Genomic DNA, 5,539 nt, shown 5'->3' on the forward strand with positions numbered 1-5,539 from the left:
CTGTTCATAGAAAATCATGCCCTGCCGATCGTCGACATACAGATCGATTTCGCGGCCGGTACGGCTCATGAAAGCGAAGGGCGGGCCGGCGTCGCTCCCTTGACGCGGGCCCTGCTGGAGCTGGGTGTGGCCGGGATGGACGAGACCCAGATTGCCAGCCGGATGGCCGACGTCGGTGCCAAGCTGTCGGGCGGGGTCGACATGGATCGGGCGTCAGTGGTGCTGCGTACGCTATCGATGACCGACAAGCGCGGTCCCGCCGTCGACCTGCTGCGAGCCATTCTGGCCACGCCGCAGTTCCCGGCCGAGGTCTTCGACCGCGAGAAAGCTCGCTCGGTGGCCACGCTCAAGGAAGCATTGACGCGCCCGGAGACGGTTGCCAGCAGAGCTTTCTGGGCGGCCATGTATGCCTCGCACCCCTATGGCAGGTACGCCACGCCGGAATCCTTGACTTCACTTGAGCGGGCCGATGTTCTCGCTTTCCACGCCGCCAATTACACGGCGCCGCGGGCCACCGTGGCCATTGTCGGCGATCTGACGCGTGCCCAGGCGGAGTCGATAGTTGAGGCGCTTACCGCCGCCTTGCCCCCGGCGCCGGGCATGACCGGCATCGCCGTTCCCGAATTGCCGGCTGGCAGCGAGCAGCGCATTGCCCATCCCGCTGCGCAGGCGCACTTGCTGCTGGGATTGCCGGCACTCCGGCGTGGCGATGCCGATTTCTTTCCCCTGGTCGTTGGCAACTATTCGCTTGGCGGTGGGGGCTTTGTTTCTCGCTTGATGAAGGAGGTGCGCGACAAGCGTGGCTTGGCGTACAGCGTCCACAGCTACTTTCACCCTTTGGCGCAGCTGGGGCCGTTTCAAATCGGTCTGCAGACCAAGAAGGAGCAGGCGGACGAAGCGCTGGCACTAAGCCGCGCGGTGCTCCAGACCTTCCTCGAGCAGGGACCGAGCGAAGCGGAGTTGCAGGCCGCGAAGCAGAACCTGATCGGCAGCTTTCCGCTACGTCTGGACAGCAATCGCAAGCTTCTGGAAAGTGTCGCCGTGATCGGCTTCTATGACCTGCCGCTCGATTATCTTGATCGCTACCCGGAAAACATCGACCGGGTGACGGTCGCCGACGTCAAGGCGGCGTTCTCGCGGCGTGTGCGGCCAGAGCATCTGGTGACCGTTATCGTTGGCGCGGAATAACGTTCTGAACACGCTGCGCATCATCGGTGGCGAATGGCGGCGGCGCATTTTGCGCTTTCCCGATTCGCCGGGTCTGCGCCCGACACCCAACCGTGTGCGCGAAACCTTGTTCAACTGGCTGGGGAATGATTTGACCGGTCTTGACTGTCTGGATCTGTTTGCCGGCAGCGGCGCGCTGGGTTTCGAGGCCGCCTCCCGCGGAGCCGCGAGAGTGGTGATGGTGGATGACTCGCCGAAGGTGGTGGCGGCGCTCGAGCTTAACGCCAGAGCCCTGGGCGCTGGCAAGCGCCTGGAGATTGTGCGCTCGGATGCGGTAAGATTCGCAACTTCCGCCGGCCCGCGCTACGACGTGTTGTTTCTCGATCCGCCGTTCAATCAGGGTTGGATCGACCGCTTGGCACCGACAATGCCGACGATTCTGGCGCAGGACGGCGTAATCTACGCCGAGGCGGAGCGGCTGCTGGCGGGCTGCGGGAGCTGGCGCACGGTGCGCCAGGGGAAGGCAGGCCAGGTTTTCTATCACTTGATGCGGCGAGGGGAAGCGGATGGCGCTGAATAGGCGGATGGCAATCTACGCAGGGACTTTTGATCCGATGACCCGCGGCCATGAGGATCTCGTTCGACGTGCGAGCTGTCTCTTTGATCATGTGATCGTGGGGATCGCCGAGAGCCAGCCGAAAAGGCCATTCTTCTCGCTCGCCGAGCGAGTCGAGATGGCGCAGGAGATTCTGGTCCCCTACCCGAACGCGGAAGTCTGCGGTTTCGACGGCCTGCTGATGGATTTCCTGCATGCCAAAGGTGCCAAAGTGATTCTACGAGGCCTGCGGGCAGTGTCTGATTTTGACTATGAATTCCAGATGGCCGGGATGAACAGAAACCTGTTTCCCGAGGTCGAAACGGTATTCCTGACGCCGGGTGAGCAGTACATGTTCATCTCGGCGACGATGGTGCGAGAGATTGCCGTGCTCGGCGGCGATGTCAGCAAGTTCGTACAGCCGGCAATCTGCGAGCGGCTGGCCAAACGTGTAAGAGAAATTTCAACGATCTGAAGGAACAGCAACAATGTCTTTGATTATTACCGACGAGTGCATCAACTGCGACGTGTGCGAGCCCGAGTGCCCGAATGAGGCAATTACCCAAGGCGTGGAGATCTACGAGATCGATCCGAACAAGTGCACGGAGTGCGTCGGCCACTACGACACGCCCCAGTGTGTCGAGGTGTGCCCGGTTGACTGCATCCCCAAGGATGCAGCAAATGAGGAAAACGAAGAGCAACTGTGGGTAAAGTACGAGAAGCTTACCGGCAACCCGCGCTCTTCCTGAACCCGGTAATCGAGGTCGGCGCTTGGCACTGCGAGCCGTCCCTGTTCCAGGGACGGCTTTTTTTCGCGGTTTGCGGCGACGGGGGCCGGTAGATGGCGCTACTCGATCGCCGCGAGAGTTACCTGTCGGGCCAGACCTAGCTGTGTCTGCAAGCTTACGCTGGAGGCCTTGAATTGTGCCATCAGCGAGCCTGTCAGCGGGATCGTTCTGGGCAGCGAGATGGCCAGTGGATCCACCTGTTTGTCTTTCACACGAAACTCGTAATGCAGATGCGGCCCTGTCGCCAGGCCTGTTTGTCCGACGTAGCCAATGGTGTCACCCTGCCGGACGTGCGCACCTTTGCGAATGCCCTTGGCAAAATTCTTCAGGTGACCATAGGCCGTCGAATAGTTGCCCTGGTGCTTGAGGACGATCAAGTTTCCGTACCCTCTTTGGCTTTCGGCGGTTGCCACTATACCGTCGGCCACGGCGACGATGCCGGCACCTGCCGGGGCGCCGTAGTCCACCCCTTTGTGGGCACGCCAGGTGCGCAATATCGGGTGAAACCGCGCGCCCGAAAAACCGGAGGTGATTCGGGAAAACTCGATCGGGGAGCGTAGAAACGCCTTGCGCACGCTGCTGCCGTCAGCCGCGTAGTAAGCGCCTTCACCCTGTTCGGGCTGAAACCAGTAGGCCTGCAGTACCTTCTCGTCGTTGACCAGTTCGGCGGCCAGGATGCGGCCACTGCGCACCACCTGGCCACGGTGAGTCAGAGCCTCGTAGACCAGCGAAAAGCGATCACCTTTGCGAAGGTCACGATGGAAATCGACCTCGCTGCCGAAAATGGCGACCATTTGCATCGCAATGGCGTCGGGGATGCCGGCCTCGTCGGTGGCGCCGAACAAAGAGTGGCGGATTTCGCCGGACTTGACGACCGTCCGGGGTGTGAGTTCCAGCGCTTGCTCATGGGCCACGAAGCCATCCCCGCGTCGTTCAACGGCCAGCATCGCGTCCTTGCCTGGCAGCTCGACATACAGTGTATCCAGTTCGCCACTGTCACTTGACCTGGCGCGGACGGTATTGCCCGGCAGGAGGTGGCGAGCCATTTCCTGCGTTTGGCGGTTGCTGCGAATGAACTGCATTGCCTCGGGGTCGGTAATCCCGAGGCGGTTCATCAGGCTGGCCACGGTGTCGCTGCGTCGGACGCGTTCTTCTCGCAGGAAGGAGGCGTCGTCGATTTGGAGCAAGGTGGCAGTGGGGGCGGGCAGCTGTTCGAGAACTGTCGTCAGTGCAACGCCGGGCTTGTCGCCTGGTGGCGCGATAGCGAATGCGGCGACCATTCCGAGCAGCGAAACGCCGCCGATGGCTGCGGCTGCCCAGCGGTGACGGCGCAGTCGGTCGATGGGTGAGTGTGAATGCGTTAGAATCCGGCTCTCCTTGATATCCATAGGCTCTCGGCGGCTAAAAATCGCTGCAGTCTAGCAAAAAACCCTCCTCACCAGAAGCTCTTTGGGCAGAAACGATAGAGGTTTTCATGCATGCTGTTGAACACGACCTCCGGCAAATCAAGCGTGGGTCCGAAGATCTGTTGGTTGAAGCCGAGCTGATCGAGAAGCTGAAAAGTGGTCGTCCACTGCGCATCAAGGCTGGATTTGATCCCACTGCACCAGACCTCCATCTGGGTCATACGGTGCTGATCAACAAGCTCAGGCATTTTCAGGACCTGGGTCACCACGTGATGTTCCTGATTGGCGATTTCACCGGCATGATCGGTGATCCAACTGGCAAGAATGTCACTCGCCCGCCGCTGTCGCGAGAGCAGATCCTCGACAACGCCAAGACCTATCAAGAGCAGGTGTTCCGGATTCTCGACCCCGAGAAGACAGAGGTTTGTTTCAACTCCACCTGGTTCGAGCCGTTTGGTGCGTCCGGAATGATCCGTCTGGCTGCGCTGCATACGGTGGCGAGGATGCTCGAGCGCGACGATTTTGCCAAGCGCTATCGGAGTGGTCAGCCGATCGCCATTCACGAACTGCTTTATCCCCTTTGCCAGGGCTACGACTCGGTGGCGATGAAGGCGGATGTCGAGCTTGGTGGTACCGACCAGAGGTTCAACCTTCTGGTCGGGCGTGAATTGCAGAAGCATTTCGGGCAGGCGCCGCAGTGCATCCTTACCATGCCCTTGCTCGAGGGTCTGGACGGGGTAAACAAAATGTCCAAGTCGCTGGGCAACTACGTCGGGATCAACGAGCCGCCGGGCGACATGTTTGGCAAGCTAATGTCGGTTTCCGACGAATTGATGTGGCGTTACTTCGAACTTTTGTCTTTCCGTACGACGGCGGCCATCGACGAACTCAAGCGGCGCACGGCCGATGGATGCAATCCGCGCGATAGCAAGGTTCTGCTGGCACAGGAAATCGTCGAGCGTTTCCATGGTGGCCCCGCCGCCGTGCGGGCTCTGGCTGATTTCGAAGCGCGCTTTCGCCATGGAGCGATTCCCGACGATATCGCGGAGGTGTGCCTGTCCGGCGCTGGCCAGTCGGTGGGCATCGCGCAGGTCCTTAAGCAGTCGGGCCTTACCGCAAGCACTTCCGAGGCGCTGCGGATGATCGACCAAGGGGGGGTCAAAGTCGACGGCTGCAGGGTCGACGACAAGCAGCTCACGCTGACGCCCCTGCGCAGCTATGTCCTGCAGGTGGGCAAGCGGAAGTTCGCGCGGGTAAGCATCGCCTGAGTGCTGCGCAGGGGGTGTCTGCTCGCGACCTGGCCAATGGATGCAGAATTGTTTTGTCAAAGGGTTGACGCCCTTTTCCCAGCCTGTATAATTCGCACCTTCGCTGCAGAGTTTGATTTAAAAACTTCTTAAAAACAAGTAGTTACGGCTTTGCGGTGAAGTTTTGAGGCGGCCCTTTTGGGGTTGTGTAGGTGGCAGCAGATAGTTCTTCAGGCTTCGCAAAACAAGTGTTGACGCCGCCGAGAACGACTGTATAATGCGCCCCTCTCGCTGCTCAGGCAGCACGGTGGATCGGCCAAGTGGCCGCTCAACCAG

General features: G+C 60.4%; 7 protein-coding genes. 5 read left to right on the top strand and 2 right to left on the bottom strand.

All coding sequences use genetic code 11. The features are described from left to right. The 4 genes from RUW20_RS05735 to RUW20_RS05750 all read left to right on the top strand — a co-directional run. Positions 1-1,188 (top strand): pitrilysin family protein (locus tag RUW20_RS05735; RefSeq protein WP_313951233.1); only part of this gene is annotated, 1,188 nt, incomplete at its 5' end. Between the two features lie 4 nt (positions 1,189-1,192). Beyond that, positions 1,193-1,747, top strand: a complete 555-nt coding sequence (gene rsmD / locus RUW20_RS05740) for a 16S rRNA (guanine(966)-N(2))-methyltransferase RsmD (protein ID WP_313951244.1) — start codon at positions 1,193-1,195, stop codon at positions 1,745-1,747. 4 nt (positions 1,748-1,751) lie between these two features. Then, positions 1,752-2,237 carry a pantetheine-phosphate adenylyltransferase gene (gene coaD, locus RUW20_RS05745; RefSeq protein WP_409559312.1) on the top strand — a complete coding sequence of 162 codons (486 nt, stop codon included), beginning with the start codon at positions 1,752-1,754 and terminating at the stop codon, positions 2,235-2,237. A gap of 13 nt (positions 2,238-2,250) precedes the next feature. Further along, positions 2,251-2,511, top strand: coding sequence for a YfhL family 4Fe-4S dicluster ferredoxin (locus RUW20_RS05750; RefSeq protein WP_313951234.1), 261 nt, complete (start codon positions 2,251-2,253; stop codon positions 2,509-2,511). A 98-nt stretch (positions 2,512-2,609) separates the two neighbouring features. On the opposite strand, the gene RUW20_RS05755 is transcribed toward RUW20_RS05750, so the two are convergent. Beyond that, positions 2,610-3,938, bottom strand: a complete 1,329-nt coding sequence (locus tag RUW20_RS05755) for a M23 family metallopeptidase (protein WP_313951235.1) — start codon at positions 3,936-3,938, stop codon at positions 2,610-2,612. Between the two features lie 86 nt (positions 3,939-4,024). Between RUW20_RS05755 and tyrS the strand changes: the two genes are divergently transcribed. Further along, positions 4,025-5,224: a tyrosine--tRNA ligase gene (gene tyrS, locus RUW20_RS05760; protein WP_313951237.1), complete on the top strand. Its 1,200-nt coding sequence runs from the start codon at positions 4,025-4,027 to the stop codon at positions 5,222-5,224. A 117-nt stretch (positions 5,225-5,341) separates the two neighbouring features. Here the strand turns inward: tyrS and RUW20_RS05765 are convergent. After that, positions 5,342-5,539, bottom strand: a 198-nt coding sequence (locus RUW20_RS05765; RefSeq protein ID WP_313951238.1) for a hypothetical protein, incomplete at its 5' end; no start/stop codon positions are given.

The sequence above is a fragment of the Accumulibacter sp. genome, assembly GCF_032229525.1.
Taxonomy (GTDB): domain Bacteria; phylum Pseudomonadota; class Gammaproteobacteria; order Burkholderiales; family Rhodocyclaceae; genus Accumulibacter.